The sequence below is a fragment of the Rivularia sp. UHCC 0363 genome, assembly GCF_034931125.1.
In the GTDB taxonomy this organism is placed as follows: Bacteria; Cyanobacteriota; Cyanobacteriia; order Cyanobacteriales; family Nostocaceae; genus Rivularia.
On record NZ_JAYGHM010000006.1, the window covers coordinates 43,446 to 64,536 of the forward strand.

General features: G+C 38.2%; 17 protein-coding genes. 9 read left to right on the forward strand and 8 right to left on the reverse strand.

Annotation, left to right across the window (positions count from 1 at the left end):
- Window positions 1–238: 238 nt before the first annotated feature.
- A complete protein-coding gene (locus VB797_RS05230) occupies window positions 239–1,555 on the forward strand; it encodes a hemolysin family protein (protein WP_323236594.1) in 1,317 nt (438 codons plus the stop codon).
- A 659-nt stretch (window positions 1,556–2,214) separates the two neighbouring features.
- Here VB797_RS05230 and VB797_RS05235 read toward each other — a convergent pair.
- Both VB797_RS05235 and VB797_RS05240 read right to left on the reverse strand, forming a co-directional pair.
- Window positions 2,215–2,778, reverse strand: coding sequence for a phosphate-starvation-inducible PsiE family protein (locus tag VB797_RS05235; protein ID WP_416350838.1), 564 nt, complete (start codon window positions 2,776–2,778; stop codon window positions 2,215–2,217).
- A gap of 105 nt (window positions 2,779–2,883) precedes the next feature.
- On the reverse strand, window positions 2,884–3,825 hold the full coding sequence (locus tag VB797_RS05240; protein WP_323236595.1) for a tetratricopeptide repeat protein: 942 nt from the start codon (window positions 3,823–3,825) through the stop codon (window positions 2,884–2,886).
- A gap of 247 nt (window positions 3,826–4,072) precedes the next feature.
- On the opposite strand from VB797_RS05240, the gene VB797_RS05245 reads away from it, so the two are divergent.
- The 3 genes from VB797_RS05245 (at window position 4,073) to VB797_RS05255 (ending at window position 7,735) form a co-directional block, all read left to right on the forward strand.
- Window positions 4,073–6,100 carry an elongation factor G gene (locus tag VB797_RS05245; protein ID WP_323236596.1) on the forward strand — a complete coding sequence of 676 codons (2,028 nt, stop codon included), beginning with the start codon at window positions 4,073–4,075 and terminating at the stop codon, window positions 6,098–6,100.
- A gap of 263 nt (window positions 6,101–6,363) precedes the next feature.
- Window positions 6,364–7,257, forward strand: a complete 894-nt coding sequence (locus tag VB797_RS05250; RefSeq protein ID WP_323236597.1) for a prohibitin family protein — start codon at window positions 6,364–6,366, stop codon at window positions 7,255–7,257.
- Between the two features lie 295 nt (window positions 7,258–7,552).
- A complete protein-coding gene (locus VB797_RS05255) occupies window positions 7,553–7,735 on the forward strand; it encodes a DDE transposase family protein (RefSeq protein ID WP_323236598.1) in 183 nt (60 codons plus the stop codon).
- Window positions 7,736–7,897: 162 nt separating this feature from the next.
- Here the strand turns inward: VB797_RS05255 and ctpC are convergent, their stop codons facing one another.
- Both ctpC and ispG read right to left on the reverse strand, forming a co-directional pair.
- Entirely contained in the window at window positions 7,898–9,184 is a 1,287-nt protein-coding gene (ctpC, locus tag VB797_RS05260) for a carboxyl-terminal processing protease CtpC (RefSeq protein WP_323236599.1), read from the reverse strand.
- A 151-nt stretch (window positions 9,185–9,335) separates the two neighbouring features.
- A complete protein-coding gene (gene ispG / locus VB797_RS05265) occupies window positions 9,336–10,559 on the reverse strand; it encodes a (E)-4-hydroxy-3-methylbut-2-enyl-diphosphate synthase (RefSeq protein WP_323236600.1) in 1,224 nt (407 codons plus the stop codon).
- Between the two features lie 427 nt (window positions 10,560–10,986).
- Between ispG and VB797_RS05270 the strand changes: the two genes are divergently transcribed.
- The 3 genes from VB797_RS05270 to VB797_RS05280 all read left to right on the forward strand — a co-directional run bounded on the left by VB797_RS05270 (window position 10,987) and on the right by VB797_RS05280 (window position 13,997).
- A complete protein-coding gene (locus tag VB797_RS05270) occupies window positions 10,987–11,157 on the forward strand; it encodes a hypothetical protein (RefSeq protein ID WP_323236601.1) in 171 nt (56 codons plus the stop codon).
- A 228-nt stretch (window positions 11,158–11,385) separates the two neighbouring features.
- Complete coding sequence (locus VB797_RS05275; RefSeq protein ID WP_323236602.1) at window positions 11,386–12,978, forward strand: hypothetical protein; 1,593 nt, start codon at window positions 11,386–11,388, stop codon at window positions 12,976–12,978.
- Window positions 12,979–12,992: 14 nt separating this feature from the next.
- Entirely contained in the window at window positions 12,993–13,997 is a 1,005-nt protein-coding gene (locus tag VB797_RS05280) for an isochorismatase (RefSeq protein WP_323236603.1), read from the forward strand.
- A gap of 181 nt (window positions 13,998–14,178) precedes the next feature.
- On the opposite strand, the gene VB797_RS05285 is transcribed toward VB797_RS05280, so the two are convergent.
- On the reverse strand, window positions 14,179–15,057 hold the full coding sequence (locus VB797_RS05285) for a M23 family metallopeptidase (RefSeq protein WP_323236604.1): 879 nt from the start codon (window positions 15,055–15,057) through the stop codon (window positions 14,179–14,181).
- Between the two features lie 344 nt (window positions 15,058–15,401).
- On the opposite strand from VB797_RS05285, the gene VB797_RS05290 reads away from it, so the two are divergent.
- Window positions 15,402–16,607, forward strand: coding sequence for an HhoA/HhoB/HtrA family serine endopeptidase (locus VB797_RS05290; RefSeq protein WP_323236605.1), 1,206 nt, complete (start codon window positions 15,402–15,404; stop codon window positions 16,605–16,607).
- A 229-nt stretch (window positions 16,608–16,836) separates the two neighbouring features.
- Here the strand turns inward: VB797_RS05290 and VB797_RS05295 are convergent, their stop codons facing one another.
- From VB797_RS05295 to ispD, 3 genes are all read right to left on the reverse strand, one after another.
- Entirely contained in the window at window positions 16,837–17,181 is a 345-nt protein-coding gene (locus tag VB797_RS05295) for a DUF760 domain-containing protein (RefSeq protein WP_323236606.1), read from the reverse strand.
- 221 nt (window positions 17,182–17,402) lie between these two features.
- Window positions 17,403–17,948, reverse strand: a complete 546-nt coding sequence (gene scpB / locus VB797_RS05300) for an SMC-Scp complex subunit ScpB (protein ID WP_323236607.1) — start codon at window positions 17,946–17,948, stop codon at window positions 17,403–17,405.
- A gap of 253 nt (window positions 17,949–18,201) precedes the next feature.
- Window positions 18,202–18,882 carry a 2-C-methyl-D-erythritol 4-phosphate cytidylyltransferase gene (gene ispD, locus VB797_RS05305; RefSeq protein ID WP_323236608.1) on the reverse strand — a complete coding sequence of 227 codons (681 nt, stop codon included), beginning with the start codon at window positions 18,880–18,882 and terminating at the stop codon, window positions 18,202–18,204.
- Between the two features lie 332 nt (window positions 18,883–19,214).
- On the opposite strand from ispD, the gene VB797_RS05310 reads away from it, so the two are divergent.
- A complete protein-coding gene (locus VB797_RS05310; protein ID WP_323236609.1) occupies window positions 19,215–20,156 on the forward strand; it encodes a glycosyltransferase family 9 protein in 942 nt (313 codons plus the stop codon).
- Window positions 20,157–21,091: the final 935 nt, after the last annotated feature.

Here is a 21,091-nt window from a genome sequence, read left to right on the forward strand (position 1 = left end):
ACCTTAACTATTTTAGAAGTGTCAACCGAAAATGTTGCTTTAAAAGTGTTCTTCCCTAGTAAAATTACGACTGACCCAACGAGTGAGTGATGAATAACGTGTGTTCCGTGTTCGGCGATAAATTTCTTAGTTGGAGGAAATTTTATGTATTTAGAGTCTTTTATTTTTACTCATTGGATGCTATGTACTTAAATCAAATTCAGCATAGTTGGCCGCTTTCTCAACGGCAATTTTAAGAATGTCCCCCAATCTCGAATTACTAATAATCTTTCTACTAATTTTCGCTAACGGCATATTTGTCATGTCAGAATTGGCGATCGTCTCGGCTCGTAAAGTCCGTTTACAGCAGCTTGCCAATCAGGGAAACATCAGAGCTAGAAGCGCTTTTGAGTTAGCTTCTGCTCCGACTCAATTCTTAGGTACGGTGCAAGTAGGAATAACTTTAATCACCGTTGTATCTGGTGCTTATGGGGAAGAAATTATTGCTGAAAGAATATATCCAATTTTAGATTTTATTCCTTTATACCAAATTCAGTTTGCTCGTGGATTAGCAGTATTAATAATTACTTTTTTAGCGATAATTTTGGGTGAACTCGTACCCAAGCGCGTAGCGTTAAATCATCCGGAGGCAATTGCTTCTATTGTTGCTTTACCCATGAAAGGCTTAATTAAAATTGCCTCTCCGATTGTTTTTATACTGAGTCTTTTTACAGATACAATAGTACGACTTTTGGGGATCAGACCTTCTACCGGACCACAAATTACAGAAGAAGAAATCAAGATACTAATCGAACAAGGTACTGAAGAAGGAACCTTTGAAGAAGTAGAACAGGACATGGTTGAACGAGTTTTTCGTTTAGGCGATCGCCCCATAAGTTCGTTCATGACACCGCGTCCAGAAATCGTTTGGTTGGACTTGCAAGACAGTCCCGCTCAGAATCGAGAAAAAATTATCGAAAATGGTTATTCGCGGTATCCAGTATGTCAAGAAGGGTTAGATAATGTATTGGGAATTCTTCCAGTAACCAGCTTATTGACTCGCTGTTTTACCGGGGAACAGATGGATTTAACTGTCGGATTGCGAGAACCAATATTTATACCAGAAAGCACCCGTGGTTTAAAAGTTTTAGAGTTATTCAAACAAACCATTAATCATGTAGCTTTAGTGGTAGATGAATATGGAGTAATTCAAGGATTGCTAACTCTTAATGACGTATTAATTGAAATTGTTGGTGATGTTCCTTCTGATGAAGAAGATGAGGAACCACAAGCAGTACAAAGAGACGATGGTTCTTGGTTATTAGATGGAATGTTAACGATGGATGAGTTTTTTGAACTTTTTGATATGGAAGAAATATCATCCGAGTCTCGCGGTAATTACCAAACTCTAGGGGGTTTAGTAATGAGTTCTTTAGGTCGTATTCCAGTTGCTACAGATAGTTTTGAATGGAAAGGAATGCGTTTTGAAGTTATGGATATGGATGGCAATCGCGTTGATAAAATTTTGGTAATACCGTTTATAAATGAATCAGTTAATTTAGAAGAATCTGAATAATTCGTAATAGCTAATCTCTTGACTACTACGAATTAAGTAGGTCGGCGTTGAAAATTGTAATTAGGACAAGGCAGCTTTGCTGTAGGGGTAAGGGTTTAAAGCTAATTTACATTTTGTTACATAGTTCTGTTTATTTCTGCCGACTTACTTACAGCGTGTTTTATTTCACAAAATTACATTTTACCCTTCTGCATTACTTGCTGAAGATGTTGACGAATCTCTTGGGCTTGATCCATATCAGCTTGACGTAACTTTTGGAACAGTTCTACGCAAGGCTGAGAATCCGCTTATTGTGCGTCTTTGATATAAGCATTATAAGCTGCCGCAAGAACTCACTTTAGAGCGAATTGTACATAATTGTATATTCTTGTCGATGAAATTGCCTTCTAAGACGTAACTCTGATTGCTTAAGCTTTGTTAGTTTTTTTACTATGAAAACATAAAAATCGTATTTATATTGAGAAAAAGCCAGAATTATATAAATTTGCTTTGTCAAAATTATAGCAATAAGTTTGATTCAATCAACACAGGGCAGAGCCTCCAAAAACTTCGTTATCAGCCGATACCTGGGAACCAGAACCAATTACCCATTACCAATTTACCATTCAAAAAAAACCCGCCAGTGACGGGTTTTAATAGAATTAAAATATCGGTCCAGGTTAAGTTTTAACTTGTCTATTCTCCTGATAATTATTGGATCTTCTTTCTTGATTACAACTTCCTGAAGACTCTTGATTGTCTTCACCGTAGATAAAAGGACAATATTTTGTATTTGCGCTGATACAGTCCATGTGTGGAGTTTTAGCGCATACCAACAGTAGTACACCCAAAATTATTAATAAACTACAAATTGATGCAACTTGAAATCCTGAGATTTCTAACGCACCATGAACGATGACTTCTCGCAGCAAAGATACAATCGTTACTTCTACAGCTACTCCAACTGCAATGCTATGCTCTTGTAGATACACCATTAATAGTCGAAATAACTCGACCAAAATTAAAATAAATAGCATTTTTGCAGTTACCTGCTGATAATCAACAGATTGCAAAATAGCGTAAAATATTCCCCATAACTGAATTACCATCACAGCGAACAAACAGAAACATAGAGAAATGACAATTAAGTCACAAAAAGTCTCCATATTGCTAACTATTCTATGCCTATCTAACCAGCGATTCCACAATAAAAATTGGCTTTTGGGACGTTTTTTCACAAACATAAACATAGGTTTCCAAGTGAACTACAGACCACACCAGCCATTGTTCAACCAATTCTTTTATTGTGACGTACCTTCTAGCAAGTTAGCAGCAGTATTGACAACTTTTTAGCGGGGAATTTGATAAGTAAAATTTTGTGCTTGTTGGATTAATTGTTCCGCACTATTTGCCCATTGAGGATTATTTTGTGCCAAGAATAAATCCCTAGAGTATTGCAATACACGCATAGCCTCCGCATATTGTTTAAGCTGTATAAATGCTAATCCAGCACCGTAATAAGCGCTGGGATAATTACGATTAGCATCGGCGGATTTTCTAAATGCTTCTAAAGCTTCTTTGTGTTTACCTTGGCTATATAAAATTGAACCAATATTATAATAAGCTTCCGGATATTTGGGATTAATCTTGACTGCTTCATTAAAAGCATTTATCGCTGGTTTGAGTTTGCGTTGTTGTAGATAGCATAATCCAATTTGATAAGCTGGCTCTGGTGCTTTCTCACTATATTTAATTGCCCTTTTAAAAGACTTTACTGCTTGATTGCAATCTTCTTTTTGCTGATATAATAAACCCAAATTGTAATAGGCAACTCCTAATTTTGGATCGATTTCTAAGGCTCGCTGTAAATAGCTTTCGGCTTGAGCAAAATTATTTCCTTCTAACAGAGAACCACCTAAATTTGCATAAGCTAAGGCAAACTTGGGGTCAACTTGGGTTGCTTGATAAAAAGCATCCGCTGCTGGTTGTAATTTTCCTGCTTGTCGTAACGCTAATCCTAAATTGTAATGTGCTGGTGCTAAAGATGGTTCAAGCTGAATTGCTTGGTTAAAAGCTGCGATCGCATCATCGACTCTTCCCATCTGAACCAACTGCAACCCCTGATTTAAGTAGGTTGTAGCGCTTTCACGAGCGTATTGCGCTAGCTTTTGCGGAACGGGGTCAAATTGATATAGATCGACTTGATTAGCTTTAGCGGGAGCTATGCTCGCACTTAACAAGATTGCACTCAAAAACCCAGTCAACCGATATTTATCAAGTATTTTTTTCATGGATTTTCTCCCTTATAATGCTTTTGTCTGACGCTTCCACCTGCTACAACTAGATTTGTTTGCGAAAAGTTTAATTTTATATATAAATGTTCTGTTTCTTTGCTGAACTTAGAAAAATTTTACAAGATAATTACAATACTTGTAGTGGTCTAGAGACTCAATAGGATGAAATTCAGCGGATTGTTAATCATTTAAATAAGCCAACATAGTGCGGAGTGAACATCGCTACACCGCAAAGGAGGTTTTTATGACTCAAAAAGTTAGAACGAGTTTGCATTCAATTGCGATCGTCGGTTCTTATTTAAGCGGAAAAACTACGCTAGTAGAAAGTTTATTGTTTGTTACCGAAGCGATTTCTCGCAAAGGTAGCGTTAAGGATGGTAACACGATTGGGGACAGTTCTGCACAAGCGCGAGAGCGTCAAATGACTGTGGAAGTAAGTGCTGCTAGTACAGAATACCAAGACGTTCGCTTCACCTTTATTGATTGTCCCGGTTCTGTAGAATTTGCCCAAGAAACATACAATGCTCTGATCGGTGTTGATGCTGCAATTGTTGTCTGCGAACCTATCGCTGAGAAGGTTTTAACTTTAGCACCATTGTTTAAATTTCTCGATGATTGGGAAATTCCTCATTTGGTGTTTGTGAACAAAATGGATCAAGCAAATATCCCTGTTTCAACTGTCTTTAACAGGCTTAAAGCTGTTTCCAGTCGTCCATTAGTAGCGCATCAATATCCTATTTTGCAGGGAGAAAACTTAATTGGATTTATCGATTTAATCAGCGAAAAAGCATATCATTATCATCCCGGTACTGCTGCTGATACAATTCCTTTTCCCAAAGAACTTAAACAAGAAGAACACGCTGCTAGGGAAGAAATGCTCGAAATCCTTGCAGATTTTGACGACCATTTACTTGAAGAACTTTTAGAAGATATTCAACCCAACCAAGAGGAAATTCTCAAAGATTTAAAGTTGGATTTTGCTTCAGATTTAGTTGTACCCGTATTCTTCGGAGTTGCTGAGCTTGATTATGGAGTGCGTCCCCTGTTAGAAGCGTTATTAAAAGAAGCTCCCGACCCTGAAGCTACTGCAAAACGTCGTTTAAGTAATTTAAGCAAAAATTCCGATCCTATTGCTCAAGTATTAAAAACTTACTATACCCCCCAAGGCGGTAAACTTTCTTTAGTACGGGTATGGCAAGGAAATATAGCTGAAGGAATGACTCTCAATGGGATTCGCGCTGGTAGTATGTATCGCTTGATGGGACAACATCAGGAACACGTAAATACAGCCTCATCCGGCGAAATTGTTGCTTTAACTCGTCTCGATGGTATTAAAACTGGCGATACTTTAACTACATCTCAGGTGGAATTACCCAGAGTCGAACAGCTTGAACCAGTTTTCGCTTTGGCTATAGTCCCTGGAAAACGTGATGATGAAGTTAAATTAAGCGGTGCGCTAAATAAATTATTGGAAGAAGACCCCGCTTTAGCTTGGGAACAACACGGTGACACCCACGAAGTAATCCTTTGGGGACAAGGGGAAATTCATCTCCAAGTAACCCTTGACCGATTGCGGTGCAAATATAACTTACCAATGTCTACCCACTTACCCCAAGTACCTTATAAAGAAACCATTCGCAAAACAGCTTCATCAGTCCACGGACGTTACAAGCATCAAAGTGGTGGACATGGACAATTTGGGGATGTCTACCTTAACATTCAACCTCTACCTAGAGGAGAAGGTTTTAAATTTGGCGAAAACGTCGTTGGTGGTGTAGTTCCCAAGCAATATATTCCCGGTGTAGAAATGGGAGTGCGAGAATCTTTAGAACGCGGACCCTTGGGTTTTCCCGTAGTAGATGTATCGGTAACTCTGACAAACGGTTCGTACCATAACGTCGATAGTTCCGAACAAGCTTTTAAATTAGCTGCAAGACAAGCAATGCATCTAGGAATGTTGGAATGTCAGTCTACGCTGCTAGAACCAATTGTTCGTTTACAGGTAAAAACACCTAGCGAATATACCTCTAAAGTCCTGCAACTATTAAGTGGTAGACGCGGACAAATTTTAGGTTACGAACCTATGACAAGTTGGCAAGGCTGGGATAACATTACCGGATACCTACCCCAATCGGAGATGCACGACTTGATTGTAGAATTGCGATCGCAGACTTTAGGGGTAGGTTCTTTTGATTGGGAATACGACCATTTACAAGAAGTACCTGACAAACTTACCGATAAGATTCTTGCTAGTAATGGGAATGGTAAATGAATTTTAGATCCGTCAATAGATATTAGATTGTTTTTGTTACCGGAAATTGATTCCTGGTAACAATTTTTTTTAGGGTGTGTTATCGCGGAGCATAACGCACAATAATAACAAAATAATTTTTTCCAAACTATAAGTAATTCAGCTTTAATTAAAAACTTGTGCATCTATTAAGACTGATTAAACCTTAAATTCAAATTCATAAAAGCATAAACAGGAGCAGATATATATGTAGTAGTCTCTAAACTAATTATTAAAAAAATATCATGGGTTTCATTGTTTCCCTCCTAACTACCCTAATTGCAACTCTTGTTTATTTAAATTCCGGTAAAATAGCTGATAACAGAAATCGCTTAGCGGTACGTACAATTGCTGCATTAATTGCTATTGTTGCAATAATTGCTTCTATTGCTAGAGGTTTAGTAATTGTTCCTCCGGGTAATATTGGAGTTACGAATTTATTCGGTAGGGTTTCTGATAATAGTCTCAATCCCGGCGTGAATTTAGTTAATCCTTTCGCAAAAGTTCTTAATTTTTCAACTCGCTTGAAGGATATTAAGGAAAACGTAGATGCAAGTTCCCAAGAAGGTTTGAACCTTAATATTGATGTTAGCTTGCAATACAAACTTGACCCACAAAAAGCCTCAACTGTATATAAAACAATTGGAACCAGCGAAACACAATTGATTATTTCTCGATTTCGCTCTACTATCCGTTCCATTATTGCCCAATATCCAGCAAACGCTATCTACTCTATCAAACGTCAAGAAGTTGCTCGTCAAATAAACGAACAACTTACCCAGGAATTATTACCTCTAGGTTTCGTAGTTGAAAAAGCGTTGTTACGAAATGTTAAAATGCCAGATACAATCCAAACAGCAATTCAAGAAAAGCTTAAAGCCGAACAAGAAAACCAGCGGATGAAATTCGTTCTGGAAAAACAGCGTCAAGAAGCCGAACGTAAACGGATTGAAGCCAAAGGTATTGCAGATTCTCAGAAAATTATATCCGACGGACTTACAAATAAAATATTGCAGTTGCGGACAATTGAAGCCACAGAGAAACTAGCTCAATCTCCTAACTCCAAAATTATCGTTGTTGGTTCGGGTAATAGTGGAGTTCCTATTTTATTACAAGAATCGGCAAGCACAAAGCCTTAAAGCAATTGTCTAACGCACGGGAACAAAACCAGCTTCAGCGATCGCCTTTTGTCCTTCCGAAGTCAGCAACAATTCAGTATAAGCGTCTCCAATCTGCTCTTCCCTACCGTTATTCTCTTTGGTGAAAAATCATGGCAAATAAATTTGCTCGTGTCAAAATTCTATAGAGCTAAAATAGACGGGGCTATCTTTTTCCCGCGCTATTTTAGGTATATTAAGACTTTCATAGTTGTTAACCAGACTTCAATGCCTGCTAACTATTCAAAAACCGAAACTTTTATAATCTAAAATCTTTATGGAATATTCACAATCTTGGTATATTATCAAGCGCTCAACCGAAAAATGCGAAATCGTCTCCAGTGAACCAGCACCTGAAGACGATACAGAGATTATAGAAAAGTGGGGACCTTTTACAAAGGAAGAAGCCATATCCCGTCGTATAGGATTAATTAGGACGGGAAAATGCCAGCCAGTTTGAATTAGCAGTTAAAAGTTAGGAATTAAGAGTTGAAAGTTGTTTTCAAGAGAAGAGTAATTTCCTTCTGGCACATAAATAATAAAAATGCTTCTCTACAAGCCAATACAGCTAACTACCTTCTTCCTAACTCATCACTCCTAATTCTTAATTCTTAACTCAAAACTACTTTTTCTCCGCTCTAACATTGCCTTGTGCCGCAATTTCTTTTTTCAATTGTTCTATGGCTTTGGCAAATTGAGGATCTTTCAAGGTCGCTAGTTTATCGCGTTCCTTGAGCCACAAATTCTGCCGCTGCTCGTCGCTCAAATCGACCTTGAAATCTGGTTTAATCCCGGATTTATTAATATCTGCACCGCTAGGAGTGTGATATTTGGCAATCGTTACTGCAACTCCGGAACCATCATCAAGGGGACGAACTGACTGCACTAAACCTTTACCAAAAGTTTTACTACCTACTAAAACAGCACGTTTATTATCCTGCAACGCACCGGAAAGAATTTCACTTGCGCTAGCACTTCCTTGATCCACCAAAACGACTAATGGTTTTTCCGTAAGCGAGCGTCCATTTGCTATCTCTTTCTCTTCCCCTCCCTTACGGTCAATTGTGGAAACAATCGTACCTTCCTTGAGCCACATCCGGGCAATTTCGATGCTAGAGAATAACAAACCGCCTGGATTATTACGTAAATCTAACACGTATCCATCAACCTTCTTCTTCTCTAAGCCTGTAATAGCATCGCGCATTTCTTTTGAAGCATTAGCGCTAAACTGCTTGAGACGAATATAGCCAACTTTACCCGCAGGAGTTTGTTTTACCGAAGCTTCAACCGGATGGATTTCGATTTTCGCTCGCGTAACAAGATAGTCTTTTTCTTTTCCACCACGGGAAATAGTCAACCTAACTTTACTTCCCGGTTCACCTCGGATTAAGGTTACGGCTTCGCTAGTATCCATCCCCTTGGTACTTTTACCATCAATTTTAACGATCGTATCTTTTGCCAAGATACCAGCGTTAAAGGCTGGAGTACCTTCCAATGGTGCAATGACAGTCAACTTCTTAGTTTCCTCGTCAAGACCGATGGTGATCCCAACACCAGTGAGTTCTCCAGAAGTATCCACCTGCATATTCTGGAATTCTTTGGGGTCCATGAATCGGGTATAGGGGTCATCCAGCTTTTTGAGCATTTCCCGGATCGATTTGTAGGCTTGCTCTTTGTTCGTGTAGGACTTATTTAAGTACTCTTTACGAACAGCCTGCCAATCTACCTGATTAAATGTACCATCTACGTATTGGCGGTAAATAATTTGCCAAACTTCATCTACTATCTCTTTAGGACTTTCTTTAAATAAGGCCTGTCCTTGTGAATGGATGCCAAAACCCGCGACAGCGATCGTTGAAAGCGTCAGGGCCGTAGCACCTAAAACAAGTCTACTTCTTGTAATCACCATATTACAGCTGTGCCAGACTGAATTTACATAGTCAGTATGCTCAATCTAACACAGCCTACTACTGTACAGACCGAGCATAATTTGTTATTTCGATAAATTTTTCACTTAATCCGGCTAGCTTTGCGAAACAACACAAAACTAGCGGTTTCTTTTAAGAAGGTTCAACCCAACGTTCATCGGCTTTAATCAAGTTTATCAATTCCTCCACGCCTTTATCTTCAGGAACCTTCTTAATTTCTTCTCTCCCCCTGTAAAGTGATATGAAGCCGGGAGTCTTGCCAACATAACCGTAATCAGCATCAGCCATTTCTCCGGGACCGTTGACAATACAACCCATAACTGCAATATCTAATCCCGTGAGATGGTTGGTTGCTTCGCGGACTTTGTGCAGCACTTCTTCTAAATTGAATAAAGTGCGACCGCAGGAAGGACAAGCAACGTATTCTACCATCGTTTTACGCAATCCCAAAGCCTGCAAAATACTGTAGCAAACTGGAATTTCTTTTTCCGGTGCTTCGGTCAGGGACACGCGAATTGTATCGCCAATTCCATCGGCGAGCAAGGTGGCAATGCCAGCGGTAGACTTAATGCGTCCGTATTCCCCGTCTCCAGCTTCCGTAACTCCTAAATGCAAAGGATAATCCATACCCTCATCATCCATTCGTTGAGCCATCAACCGATAAGCAGCCAACATTACCGGCACTCGTGAAGCCTTCAGTGAAATTACGATGTTATGAAAATCTAAGGATTCACAAATGCGAATAAATTCCAACGCCGATTCTACCATCCCTTCAGGAGTATCCCCGTAGGTAAACAGCATTCGTTCGGCAAGGGAACCGTGGTTTACCCCGATTCGCATAGCTTTTCCTTGGTCGCGTAGGGAAACAACCAAAGGTTTGAGAGTTTCGGCAATTTTATCGCCAATTTCGTCAAATTCAGAGGTCGTATACTCAGTTCGATTGAGTTCTGGCTTTTCAAATACGTACAAACCCGGATTAATCCGTACTTTTTCAATATGCTTGGCAACTTCCAAAGCAATTTTCATCCCGTTATGATGTACGTCGGCAACAATTGGCACATCCTGGTAAGTTTGCTTTAACTTTTGTTTAATTTCAGCTAAAGCTTTAGCATGAGCCATACTCGGTACGGTGACTCGGACAATTTCGCAGCCGATTTCATGTAAGCGACGAATACCAGCCACGGAACCGGCAATATCGAGAGTATCCTCATTAATCATCGACTGCACCACCACGGGGTATCCTCCCCCAATGGTGACATCTCCGACCCTTACAGGACGGGTTTCGCGCCGCTTAATAGTGGTTTCAAAAGCGGGAGTCGTAGACGCGCTAGTTGTTGGTGTTGGCAGGGTTTGCATAACCTGTTTAGGTAAAATTCTGTAGCGAAGATATCAAATTTTCAAACATTCTGTTTTTTAGATTGCCACAATTAAGGCGGTTTAGATGTTAATTTTCTTGGAAAAAAGCTAATAATTTAGAATATAGCGGTTTTAATATAGTTAATTAAATAGCTACCTAGATATAAACTATACAGCAAATACTTTGAAGGATGATTATATTTACTATTTACCACTCGGATATCTAGCGAGCGAGACTATATAGCGAGCGAGACGCTCGCACTACAAGATAAAAAATAATAATTGTAGAGACGATCGCCTTGTAGAATTACTCACTTTGAGCCTTCAACAGCCACCGCTTGCGGCTCATACCTATCGCTACATTTAAGATTTTATAGCAACCTTACCGACTCCAGAAGAAATCGCTAATTTTCGTCCCACTCCTGAAATGCAAAACCGTTTGCGCCTTCTTTTAGAACGTAGTAAAGCAGGTGATATAAACGAACAAGAAAGTATGGAGCTTGATGAATATGAGCGGATTGAATATTTAGTAATTATGCTAAAATCAGGTAATTTAAAGAATATCGAAAGTCTTCGTAGTCTTCGTAGGTTGGGTTGAGGAACGAAACCCAACATAGCTTTTTCATAAATTGTTAGGTTTCACTTCTTTCTACCCAACCTACAAACTATAAAATTAAATAAAAAGATGTTCATATTAAGCTGTATATCTATTAGTAAACTTACTTAATAACTGTCAAACTATAATACGTGAATACGCAAATTTCCCCTTGAAAATAAAATTTATATCCTGCCAAAATCTATACAAAGGGTATATTCGGGAATATTAATGCGTAATAATCTCAACTTAAAGACAGTGGTGCAGAATCGTATTGGTAGTGTTATCAGATTTATGATGACAAGCTCCGTTGCTTGCTTCACAGCAACTTTATCAAATTGGATGGACTATCAATACTACTGGAATGGAACTATATATCGGACTCAAACCGTTGATTTCAATATTTTATCTCACACGTTACCCACTAAACTATCTTATGCATTGCAAAAAAAAGACCTTGATGAGTTACAAGAAACTTTAAATAGTAGTTATGGTTTTTTTGGATTAGTTGTAACTGATTGTAGAATAGAAGAAAAAAATTGTCTTAATCAAAAAATTTTATATTCAACTAAATCATATAGAAGCTGGAAGACACAACTTAAGCCCGAAGATTTGTTACTGTATCCGTATGACTTATTAAGAAATCCACCTCCTCTATTAACTGAATCAAAATATGATAGTCCTCGTACTGAAGAGCGAACTGATACTGGCAAGGAAAACGCCGGAAGGATTATAGGAAGAGTATATTACATACGAGGTATTTCCCCGAGTTTCTTAGAAGACTATCAACGTTGGGTAAAAAAACCTTTGAGTACAAGTGGAGCGCATAAAGATTATTCTTTAACAATGGCTCTTTTTTTAGTAGGAGGGTTTGCTTCGTGGATTATTATCGAATTTTTGATTTACAAACGAAAAATTCAAGAGCAATTACACCAAAATAAATTAGAACATACAGATAAACAATATAAAAAGTTATTGTATCAGTTCAAGCAAGAGCTAAAGCGTAATCAGAATAAACAGGAAGAAGTTTCCCTTCAATTACCAGACCAACAACGAAAGATTGATGAATTACACCATCATAATCAAATACTCATACAACGAATTTCTAAATTAAATAATGATTTAAATAGTCAATCAAGCAATCAAAATAATAAGTTAGAAGAATTAAAACTATTAAAAAAACAACTTTTAGAATCTCAGCAGAGGGAATCAGAAGCAAAAAATAATGTTAACAATTTTTATTCATTAATTAACGATTTAAAGCAAAGAGAAAAGAGCAACATTCAACGAATAAAAACTTTAGAGCAGCAATCATCACAATTAAAAAATCTAAATGCTTCTCTAATAACTTTAGAACCTAATGGACAAGATTTAGATATTACACAATTACGAGACGAATTAGGAATGGAGAATATTTTAAACGAAGGTGTAATTAAAAGTATATTTTATCGTGACCGCTATTTATTTGGTAAAGGAGCAAGTATACTTGCTAATATTTTGACAGGGAATTGGCTTAAATCAACATCATATATAAAAATCAAAGTACTTGAAAAAGATAATACGCCTGCTCATTTACGTAAATATGAATTAGAAAATTGTCTCAATCAATTTACTAATAAAGGAATTATTGTAAAGGTTGAAGTTCAACCTCTAAGTTGTAGAGATTATTTCGATCATGCACGACTGCTAGAAATTGAAAGAACAGATGGTCAAAAATACCAAATTATTTTTGACCAAGGAATGGATTTCATACAATTTAACCTATCTAGCAATACATATAGTATAAAAACGCCTACATATTTAACAATAATCAAGCAAAATTAAACTTAAATATAAAAATGAACCCCCAACTCCCCATTCCTCCACATTTCAACCCTGCAAAAGTCGGCGAAATATGGCGGGTACCTTACCAACAACGCTCCACCGAAGCTGAAGCATGGGCAAAACAACACGATATCAAACCCGCATCGCAAGATAAAAGCCGGGTTTGTCTGCTGTTAATCGATGTGCAAAACACTTTTTGTATTCCCGATTTTGAATTATTTGTTGGTGGCAAGTCGGGGAAAGGTGCCGTAGAAGATAACGTGCGTCTGTGTCAATTTATCTATCGTAATTTAAGTGAAATTACCACAATCGTACCTACGATGGATACTCACACGGCAATGCAAATTTTCCATCCGGTATTTTGGGTAAATTCCGCAGGGGAACATCCGATTCCTTCGGCTACTAATATTGTTCCTGATGATATTGATAATGGTAATTGGCAGGTTAACCCAGCGGTTAGCTTCAGTTTGGGATATGACTACGAATTTTTAGAAAAATACGCTTATCACTACGTCACAAAACTCACCGACAACGGTAAATATCCCCTCACCGTTTGGTCTTATCATTCCATGTTGGGTGGAATCGGTCATGCTTTGGTTTCCGCTGTGGAAGAAGCGATATTTTTTCACTCCATCGCTCGCAACTCTCAAGCACAATTTGAGATTAAGGGGAATAATCCTTTAACTGAAAATTATTCGGTATTAAGTCCGGAAGTATTACAAAGTTTTGATAATCGTGCGATCGCAGAAAAAAATAGTCGTTTAATTAAACAGCTTCTAAATTTTGATCGAGTCATCATTGCCGGACAAGCCAAAAGTCACTGTGTAGCTTGGACGATTGATGATTTATTAACAGATATTAAGCAAATAGATATTAATCTTGCCAAAAAAATCTATCTCCTCGAAGATTGCACCTCACCAGTGGTAATACCTGGAGTTGTGGATTATACGGAACAAGCCGACGCTGCATTTAAGCGATTTGCAGATGCGGGAATGCGGGTGATTAAGGTTAAAGGTTAGAGGTTAAAGGTAAAGGTTAGGAGTTATGAGTGAGGAATTATAGAAATTTGGATTTTGGATTTTATATTAGCCCACGAAGGTGGGCTTTGCTTGTGTAGCCCCAGACTTCCAGTCTGAGGGCTATTTCTATTAATTATTAATGCTTACCTCCAATGCCCAATTCCCAATGCCCCATGCCCAATTACTTTAAATACTCAGAAGGATCTTTCGCTACCCAACCCAGAGACGAACTGGAACGTATTTCAAAGTGAAGATGAGGTTGCTTGACAGTTGGTGTTCCGGTGGCTCCAACGGTTCCTAATAAGTCGCCTTTATTTACTTCCTTACCGACGCTAACTTTGATATCCTGAAGATGGGCATAGCGGCTTTGCAGTCCGTTGCTGTGATTGATTATGACTAAGTTGCCATAAGAACCTTGCTTCTCGGCAAATACTACTACTCCTTTACCAACTACTGTTACCGAGGTTCCAGGTTGTGCTGACAAATCTATACCGCTGTGGAAGAAAACATCACCGTTACTCGGATTTATTTGCCATCCGTAGGGGAAAGCCACAGTAGCTTTTTCTGGTAACGGATACCCAGTTAATTTATTAGAATTGGAAACAGTATCGAGTACGTTCGATTCGGCTTGAGTCGAATTTGGTGATTTCTTCAGTTCTGGAACAAAAACGACTTGAGGATTTTCTTGACAACCATTGATTTCAAAAAGCGCATCGACACGGATTTTGTGTTTTGCTGCTATTTCTCGTAAAGTTTGTCCCCTAGGCACTTTTTCAACAATGCCATCATAAGGAGGGATGATTAAATTTTGACCTACAGTAACTTTACCGTTACGTATTGTCGGATTCATGCGGATAATAGTTGCAGGAGTAATATCATAACTTTGAGCTATGGTTTCTAAAGTTTCTGCTACTGCTACTTGGTGACGCACAAATCGCTCCAAGGCTGGAGTTGGACATCTTTCTTCTGACTGCGCGGCAGCTAAGTTAGGGAATGTAGATATTAACCCAAATATACCGACCAAACTATAAAACAAGACTGAACAAGAACGAAAGCTCATGTATATAAACAATGATAAGTTTATTTATAAGTTATTTTAAATACTTAGTAGCTTAGCAATTGTCAATTTACAATTATGTCACGAAGCCGCACCGCTAACGGTGAATGTGCCACTCTAAGCTATGCAATTTATTAATTTATCAACCATAATTAAGCTACGGACTTATTTTTGAAGTTAATATTTTATTATAAATCCAAAATTCCAAAATTGATTGATTCCGATTAATCTTAATATTCAAAGCTATTTTTTTATTTTTTTGTTTTCACGTTTATTCGTCAACTGATTCATAAGTTGAATACACTTATAAATTAGCATCTGCATTGCTGTCTTTGAGCGTTATAGTTATGAAGTTATCTGTAAAGCAACTGGCTGTTTCCCTTTCTTTACTGGCAATCGGTGGTGGTGCAGGTCTATTTGCAAGCCGCTTTTTATTGCCACAAAGTCCCTCTTTTCATGATTTCAAAAATGTTACAGTAGCTTTACCTCCAGAAGCTGTTATCAACCGTCCGATAGGAGAATCTGGTGGCAGTAATGAAGGTGGTGAAATGAATTTTATTGCTACCGCAGTACAAAAAACTGGATCTGCGGTAGTACGAATTAATGCTACTCGTAAAGTAGCAAATCCGATATCAGACGCATTAAAAAATCCTCTCCTGCGCCGTTTTTTTGGAGAAGATGAACAACCATTTCCTCAAGAACGAATTGAGCGGGGTACCGGATCTGGTTTTATATTAAGTGACGATGGAAAATTGTTAACTAATGCTCACGTAGTATCAGATACAGATACCGTACAGGTAACGCTCAAGGACGGTCGCACTTTTGAAGGTAAAGTAGTTGGTGTTGATAAAGTCACAGATGTGGCTGTGGTGAAAATTCCTGCGTCAAAATTACCCAACGTCAAAATAGGAAGTTCTCGAAACTTGATTCCGGGACAATGGGCGATCGCCATTGGTAATCCCTTGGGTTTAGATAATACTGTGACAATTGGAATTATTAGCGCTACTGACCGTACCAGCGCTCAAGTAGGTGTTCCAGATAAGCGAGTTAGCTTTATACAAACTGATGCGGCAATTAACCCCGGAAATTCTGGCGGACCTTTACTAAATTCTAAAGGTGAGGTAATTGGTGTTAATACGGCGATTCGCGCCGATGCACAAGGTTTAGGGTTTGCAATTCCCATCGAAACTGCGGCTCGTATCGCGAATGAATTATTTTCTAAAGGAGAGGTACAACATCCATTCCTTGGTATCGAAATGGTGGATTTAACTCCTGCTAAAAAAAAGCAGCTCGATCAAGAAACATCGCTGCAATTGAAGCAAGAAACTGGCATTTTGGTTAGAAGAATTACAGATGATTCCCCTGCAAAAGAAGCTGGACTACTTCCTGGGGACATTATTGAAAAAATTAACAAAAAACCCGTCAAATCTTCTGCACAAGTACAAAAATTCGTTGAATCTTCAACTGTAGGAGATATTTTGCAAATTCAAATTAAACGGGATGGTAAGCTGCAAACTTTTAAAGTCCAATCCGGCGTTTATCCCTCCCCATAGTTAAATAATAAAGGGCATGGGGGGTTAGGGATTGGGCATAGTTGGTAATTGTTTTGCCAGAACCTTACTTACCACCGATCGCAATTTTTGATTTTCAGTTCAGAGAAATAGTTAGGAGCTAGGAGGAAGGTTAAGATACTGCCTCAAGTTATCGCAATTTATAGTCATAACCAGATAGCAATGAATCAATTAACGCTTCTTCGCTCATAACTATTTACTCCTATTAATCCTATTTACTAGTTAAATTATCCAAATTCATCCTTTGTTCCATTTGGCGCAGGAAATACCCCGTCATCATTGCTGAAGCTAAGAGTCCAGCCAGATTATCCCTGTCTGTTGTCACCTGCACATTAAAATTTGGTGGGGGTAACATTCCCACAAGCCCTTGGACGTTTTGCGAAATGATTTGTTTAATTTCGGGGCTGACAGACTGGGCTACCCGTGCTAAAACCTCGGGAGGTTGATGTTCAAGATATTTAAGCAACTGATTGGGATTTTCCTCAAGGTTGTCAAAAATATTTTGATTCGGGTGTTGGTCGAAGTTGTCATTCAAAAAGTCGGGGTCAAACACCATTGGCAATTTATTCGCTGAGTTGCTAATCCTACTCTAAACCATACTTTGAGCATGAGACACCTTGACCGTGCCGGAATAATGCGGTAATTAGAATTTTCTGTTTCCAGGGATATAGGAGACTATATTGCAGTGTTACTAGGCATCCTAGCTATTTGTAGTCAAGAAGTTAATTTAATCGCAAATTATATTTACTTTAAAAAAGTTTTACAAGTTTTACCGTTTTATGCGCTTTCCGCAGTTGCAATCGTTGCCGACTCTAACTCTAATTCGAGTTGTCGTTCCTGCTTGATATTAGAAAAAGGTTGGGGTAATTGGTCTATTTGAAAATATTGATGAAATTTGGGGGTGACTTGCAGCGAGAATGAGCGAGAATCGCCATTACGTCGTTTGCGGACAAAACCTAGCTCTACCAGTTCCGGAACGTGTTGATAAGCCCCCGAACCGCGTAGATTGATTAAATCACTTTGCAGCATCGGACTGTTAAGAGCGATCGCAGCCAAAGTTCTTAATGCTCCCACACCTAATTCCACAGGAATCATCGTTTGTACCAACTCATGAAAATCCGACCGCAATTGTAGACTATAGCCCTGCGGCGTTTCAATCACTTCCAAAGCGCTATCTCGACGAGCATATTCATCAATTAATTCGATTATCCCTTCCTCTGCCGTGGTGCGATCGCACTTTGCATAATCAGCTATCTCACCGATTAACAAGGGTTTCCCCTTCAAGTACAGAATCGCTTCTATCTTTGAGGCCTCTACAGTCATGAGTTCTTTATCCAGTTTCAATTAATCGCAATGGACAATCCACAACTCAAGAAAACAAACTACAAGCAAGTTGGCACGGATAATACCATTTTATTAAATAAATGTCAATTTTAATTGGGAATGGGAATGGGTATGAGATTTTAGATTTTGGATTGTGAATTACGAGTTAGAAGTTATCTACTTGCCTTATCCCTTTGTGTTTCAATGTTCCCTACTCCTAACTCCCAACTCTTAACTCCTAACTCCTAACTCCCTACTCCCTACTCTTCAAAATAAATTCTGCGATCGCTAAATCCTGGGGAGTGGTAATTTTTAAATTAGTTTCTTCTCCCTGGACTATGGACACTTTTAGTCCGCATTTTTCAAATAAAGCAGCGTCATCGGTGACTTGCCAACCAATCTTCACAGCTTCTGTATGACATTGTTTTAATAATTTGACATTAAAGCCTTGAGGAGTTTGTGCGGCCCACAATTGCCGTCGGTCGGGTGTTGATTGAACTATATTATTTTCATTGACAATTTTAATCGTGTCTTTCACTGGAACTGCGGCAATCAAACCGTCAGTACTTTTAAGAGTTTCGGCACACGAATCAAACAAATTTGGCGTAGCAAGACATCTTGCTCCATCGTGAATTAATACTTGCTCTGCTTGAGATGGCAATGCCCGCAAACCATTGTAAACCGATTCTTGACGAGTAGAACCACCTTGGATCAATTTTACTGGTTTGTTTAACTTCAACTGACCGATAATTTTCTCAAAGTCTTGCCAGTCATCCGGTTGAGAGATTATCCCAATCCAACTAACATGATTAGCTGCTGTCGCTGCTTGGATAGTCCAGCCAATTATCGATTGTCCCAGCAAATTTAATAGCAGTTTATTCCGGTCACTGTTCATTCTTCTACCGCTTCCTGCTGCGGGAATTAATACATACACTTTAATAATTCCTCGATTTAAATCAATAATATTTTTTATCGAACTTCGGGGGATGAGAGGATGGGGACAAGGGGACAAGGGGACAAGGGGACAAGGGGATAGGGGGATAGGGGGAAAGATTCCTAATCTAAAATCTAAAATCCAAAATCCTATAACTCCTCACTCCCAACTCCTAACTCCTAACTCCTAACTCCCAACTCCCAACTCCCAACTCCTAACTCCTCACTTACAATCCAAAATCCCATGCTCAATTCTCAATTCCCAATTCTTAATTGCAAATTGTCTCCCTATCTTCCCTTAAAATAAATAGCCAGTAAGCGTAAATAAATAATATGCGAATAGTAGCCCTTGTCCCTGGTGGAATAGGCGAACAAATTCTATTTTTTCCGACCCTAGACAATCTCAAGCGGAAGTATAATACATCTCGCATTGATGTGGTATGTGAACCTTCCTCTAAGGCTGCTTACCGGGTAAGTAAGTCTGTAGACGATTTACTAGCGTTTGATTTCAAAGACCGTAACAGTATGGCTGATTGGGGTAACTTGATCGGTACAATCAGAGATCGCGAATATGATATTGCGATTACCCCATCAACAAGCTGGTTGAATGGCTTGATGCTGTGGTTGAGTGGTATCAACACGCGGGTTGGTTTTAAGGGAGATAGTTCTTTATTTTTTAATCGTGTTGTACCCCAAAACAAGCAGCAGTATGCAGCTTATATGTACTGCGATTTGCTTCAAGGGTTAGGGATTAATTCTAGTTGTCCGGAACTAGAAATTAATGTACCAAAACCAGATATTGAATGGGCAACTTCTGAGCAATTGCGTTTGGGAGTTAAAGATACGGGCTATATTTTGGTTGTTGATGGTTTATTTAATGCTGATAATTCTTACCCAGCAAAACAATGGCTATCCCTGATTCAAGATTTTAAGGAAAAGCAACCAGATATGCCTGTAGTGGTTGTTTCTAAACCGGATAATCAAGATTTACTGCGTGTTCTCAAACTAGCAATACCGGATATCAAGGAAACTTTTCCCGATAATATTGGTAAATTAGCTGGTGCGATCGCCGGAGCTAATTTAATGTTGTGTACTGATAGTCCGCTAGTGCAACTAGCTGTATTTTTACAAACCTACACCATTGCTTTATTCGGCTCAACTGAACCAACCAAATTATTACCTCAAAGCGATAAATTTATCGCGATTAAATCGAATACCGGCATCATGGCGGATATTCAACCAGCAACCATTTTAGAAAAAATTTGGCAAGGCTAAGTTTTAATTTTCGATTCAGGGAAAGCTAACAAAGCAAAATTCCATACAACTATTGCAGCACTGGGTATCAAAAAAAATACCTGGTGTCGTTTTTTTGCATCTACCTGATAAGTAGCCATTATTTTAATTTTCAAATCCTTTTCAAAAAACTATTATATTTGTTATTTACAATACAAAATATTTTGGTAACGCAATGAAATTATTTATTTGTGAATAAAGTGTTTTATCCGAGTTTATTAACAAAGATTATTCTACGCCAAACAAAATTAAATTTTTCTTGTCAGAAAGTTAACCATCAACTTTAGTTGATACAAAAATTCATATTCTAAAACTATAAAATTATGTTTTAATAAATATCCGTCTTACAAAAAGTTGTATTAAAAAATACAATTAAGCTACTTTTTGACAATCAGTTTACTTCAAGTAACTAGGCTTTTTATAAGCAGTTTGAACGCAATTAAATGAGCGTGATCGGAGAACTAAATGTATCAAACACTAATTTTTATAAATTGGCTCTATGGCTTACTGGTAAATCAATACATAATTCAAGGGGGTTAAGCCCCTCAATATAAAAGCAGAAGTATCTATTAAGCTATAAACCTTAGTTCAAGGTTTGTCTGGCGACTAAATTTTTTACTTAAAAAGAAAACTTTGATTGAGATAGATTATAAATGTTAAATAGAATACATCTGATTATAGAATATTGCCTAAATAAAAAAGCATCTTGTTTAAGAAATGAATTTATCTGTCGGCTGTAAATGGCTTGAGACCTAAGTTAATCCGCTGTTTTAAAAAAAAAATATTTTTTTTTGGTCAGAATGTTAGTTTCATTTCATTTTGGGGAATGATAAATCAGAAGTAAATAAGATGACCTGCATCTAGTCTTAACCAAAAGTTATTAATAGTAGTGCTAGTCAGTCACTACGAACAAGATG

Bases quoted from the DNA above. Each gene is read 5' to 3' on its own strand.
- VB797_RS05240 (WP_323236595.1), bottom strand. From the start codon at position 3,825: ATGAAAAAAATACTTGATAAATATCGGTTGACTGGGTTTTTGAGTGCA.
- VB797_RS05280 (WP_323236603.1), top strand. From the start codon at position 12,993: ATGAACCCCCAACTCCCCATTCCTCCACATTTCAACCCTGCAAAAGTC.
- ispG (WP_323236600.1), bottom strand. From the start codon at position 10,559: ATGCAAACCCTGCCAACACCAACAACTAGCGCGTCTACGACTCCCGCT.
- VB797_RS05235 (WP_416350838.1), bottom strand. From the start codon at position 2,778: ATGTTTGTGAAAAAACGTCCCAAAAGCCAATTTTTATTGTGGAATCGC.
- VB797_RS05250 (WP_323236597.1), top strand. From the start codon at position 6,364: ATGGGTTTCATTGTTTCCCTCCTAACTACCCTAATTGCAACTCTTGTT.
- VB797_RS05270 (WP_323236601.1), top strand. From the start codon at position 10,987: ATGCAAAACCGTTTGCGCCTTCTTTTAGAACGTAGTAAAGCAGGTGAT.
- VB797_RS05230 (WP_323236594.1), top strand. From the start codon at position 239: ATGTCCCCCAATCTCGAATTACTAATAATCTTTCTACTAATTTTCGCT.
- scpB (WP_323236607.1), bottom strand. From the start codon at position 17,948: ATGACTGTAGAGGCCTCAAAGATAGAAGCGATTCTGTACTTGAAGGGG.
- VB797_RS05290 (WP_323236605.1), top strand. From the start codon at position 15,402: ATGAAGTTATCTGTAAAGCAACTGGCTGTTTCCCTTTCTTTACTGGCA.
- VB797_RS05275 (WP_323236602.1), top strand. From the start codon at position 11,386: ATGCGTAATAATCTCAACTTAAAGACAGTGGTGCAGAATCGTATTGGT.
- VB797_RS05295 (WP_323236606.1), bottom strand. From the start codon at position 17,181: ATGGTGTTTGACCCCGACTTTTTGAATGACAACTTCGACCAACACCCG.
- VB797_RS05285 (WP_323236604.1), bottom strand. From the start codon at position 15,057: ATGAGCTTTCGTTCTTGTTCAGTCTTGTTTTATAGTTTGGTCGGTATA.
- ctpC (WP_323236599.1), bottom strand. From the start codon at position 9,184: ATGGTGATTACAAGAAGTAGACTTGTTTTAGGTGCTACGGCCCTGACG.
- VB797_RS05245 (WP_323236596.1), top strand. From the start codon at position 4,073: ATGACTCAAAAAGTTAGAACGAGTTTGCATTCAATTGCGATCGTCGGT.
- VB797_RS05255 (WP_323236598.1), top strand. From the start codon at position 7,553: ATGGAATATTCACAATCTTGGTATATTATCAAGCGCTCAACCGAAAAA.
- VB797_RS05310 (WP_323236609.1), top strand. From the start codon at position 19,215: ATGCGAATAGTAGCCCTTGTCCCTGGTGGAATAGGCGAACAAATTCTA.